Annotated in this window: 3 protein-coding genes and 1 other annotated feature; all 3 genes read left to right on the top strand. The window is 37.4% G+C overall.

The features are described 5' to 3' along the window. Positions 1 to 20: 20 nt before the first annotated feature. Positions 21 to 710, top strand: coding sequence for a 2-C-methyl-D-erythritol 4-phosphate cytidylyltransferase (gene ispD / locus AC3AX0_RS12150; protein ID WP_487550544.1), 690 nt, complete (start codon positions 21 to 23; stop codon positions 708 to 710). Positions 711 to 713: 3 nt separating this feature from the next. Then, entirely contained in the window at positions 714 to 1,184 is a 471-nt protein-coding gene (gene ispF, locus AC3AX0_RS12145; RefSeq protein WP_487550543.1) for a 2-C-methyl-D-erythritol 2,4-cyclodiphosphate synthase, read from the top strand. Positions 1,185 to 1,212: 28 nt separating this feature from the next. Then, positions 1,213 to 1,405: a binding site (T-box leader), on the top strand. 63 nt (positions 1,406 to 1,468) lie between these two features. Further along, on the top strand, positions 1,469 to 2,142 hold a 674-nt coding region (locus tag AC3AX0_RS12140; RefSeq protein WP_487550542.1), incomplete at its 3' end, for an aminoacyl--tRNA ligase-related protein.

Below are 2,142 nucleotides of genomic sequence, written 5' to 3'. Positions count from 1 at the left end.
GGTTTGGATGTGAATGTTAAATGGAAAAAATTGCAGTTGTAATAGCTTCAGCAGGAAGTGGAAAAAGATTATCATCTGATGTGAAAAAACAGTATATGATCCTTGGGAACAAGCCCGTACTATATCATACCATCAAGAAGTTTGATGAAATTGAAAATATCGACAGTATAACTGTCGTGTGTGATGCTGAAGGAATTGAATTTGTTGAAAAAGAAATAATAGAAAAATATGCCTTTAAGAAGGCGATAAATACTGTTAAGGGAGGAGCTACCAGAACAGAATCAGTTCTGAGAGGGCTTGAATCTCTTGAATCTGACACTAAATATGTGTTGATCCATGACGGAGTAAGACCCTTCATAAAGGGTGCTGTTATAAAAGAAGCCATAAGGCAGACATTGTCAGGGAAATCAATAGTGGTATGTTCAAAAACTGTAGACACCATAAAGGTGGCAGAAGAAGGCAAAATAGTCAAAACTCTTGATAGAAGTGTTCTGTGGAATGCGGAGACACCCCAATGTTTCAATTATGGACTGATACTTGAAATGGTGGGAGAAGCTGTTGATTTAGACTTTCAGTTTACTGATGAAGCATCAATACTTGAGTATTTTGGTTTTGATGTCCATATAGTCGAAAATAGCCATTCTAACTTAAAGATAACAATGCCTAAGGATCTTGTCTATGGCGAGTACCTGTTAAAGGGAGCGATGTAGCATATGCGTGTTGGATTAGGATATGATGTACACAAGCTTGTTGAAAACAGAAAGTTAATACTTGGTGGCGTTGAAATTCCTCATGAAAAGGGACTTCTTGGACATTCTGATGCAGATGTACTTGTACACTCCATAATGGATGCCCTTTTAGGAGCAATGGGAAAGGGTGACATAGGGAAGCATTTCCCAGACAGTGACGATGCCTATAAGGATATTTCAAGCTTGAAGCTTTTGGAAAAGGTTGTGGAACTTGTAAACAGAGATTATGTTGTTGTAAATATCGATAATGTAATAATGGCTGAAAGGCCCCGTATAGCACCTCATATAGATGAAATGAAAAAAATACTTTCAAGAGTTATGATGGTGGAGGAAGACAGGATAAACATAAAGGGAACTACAACTGAAAAGTTGGGTTTTGTAGGAAGAGAAGAAGGTATTGCACCGGAAAGTATTGTTCTTCTTGACAATAAATAGCTTATCTAGTAAACTTTTAATTATCTAAATATAAGCTTTGAAGAGAATAGTAGATGCTGTAAGACTATAGAGAGGGAATGGTTGGTGAGAATTCCTGTCCAATGCAGTAGTGAACCTGACTCCGAGCATTCAGGCTAAAACCTGAACGGCTAAAACCGTTAAATGATTGAGTGACTGCGAAAGCAGTAATTAGAGTGGTACCGCGGATATCCGTCTCTTTGTCGAAAAACAAAAGGGATGGTTTTTTTGTTTTTGGAAAAATAATTTATAAAAGGAAGTATAAAATGGCTAAGAAAAAAGATGATTTTGTAAAAGAAATAACACCTATGGAAGTAGATTTTCCAAGATGGTATACAGATGTAATACTTAAAAATGAACTTGTGGACTATTCACCTGTTAAGGGATTTATGGTAATCAGACCATATGGATATGCACTATGGGAAAAAATCCAGGAATTCGCAGATAGAAGATTTAAGGAAACGGGACACAAAAACATGTATTTCCCTTTATTGATACCAGAAAGTCTTTTGAACAAGGAAAAGGAACACGTTGAAGGATTTGCTCCAGAGGTTGCATGGGTAACCCATGGTGGATCTGAAGAGCTGGCAGAAAGACTTTGTGTAAGACCAACATCTGAGACTATAATCTGTCATATGTACAGCAAGTGGCTGAATTCTTACAGAGAGCTTCCTTATCTGTACAACCAGTGGTGTTCGGTTGTAAGATGGGAAAAATCAACAAGACCTTTCCTCAGAACTTCTGAATTTTTATGGCAGGAAGGACATACACTACATGAAACTGCTGAAGAAGCTCAGGAAGAGACACTTCAAATGCTTTATATTTATAAGGAGCTTGCAGAAGAACTTCTTGCAATGCCCGTAGTAATAGGACTGAAGAGTGAATCAGAGAAATTTGCAGGTGCTGCTTCAACATATACAATGGAAGCATTAATGCATGA

The sequence above is a fragment of the Dethiosulfatibacter sp. genome (assembly GCF_983023055.1).
Note: the sequence above shows the minus strand (reverse complement) of the source record. Positions and strands in the feature narration are given on the sequence as shown.

Coding starts and splice junctions, on each gene's coding strand:
- ispD (WP_487550544.1), top strand. CDS start 21: ATGGAAAAAATTGCAGTTGTAATAGCTTCAGCAGGAAGTGGAAAAAGA.
- ispF (WP_487550543.1), top strand. CDS start 714: ATGCGTGTTGGATTAGGATATGATGTACACAAGCTTGTTGAAAACAGA.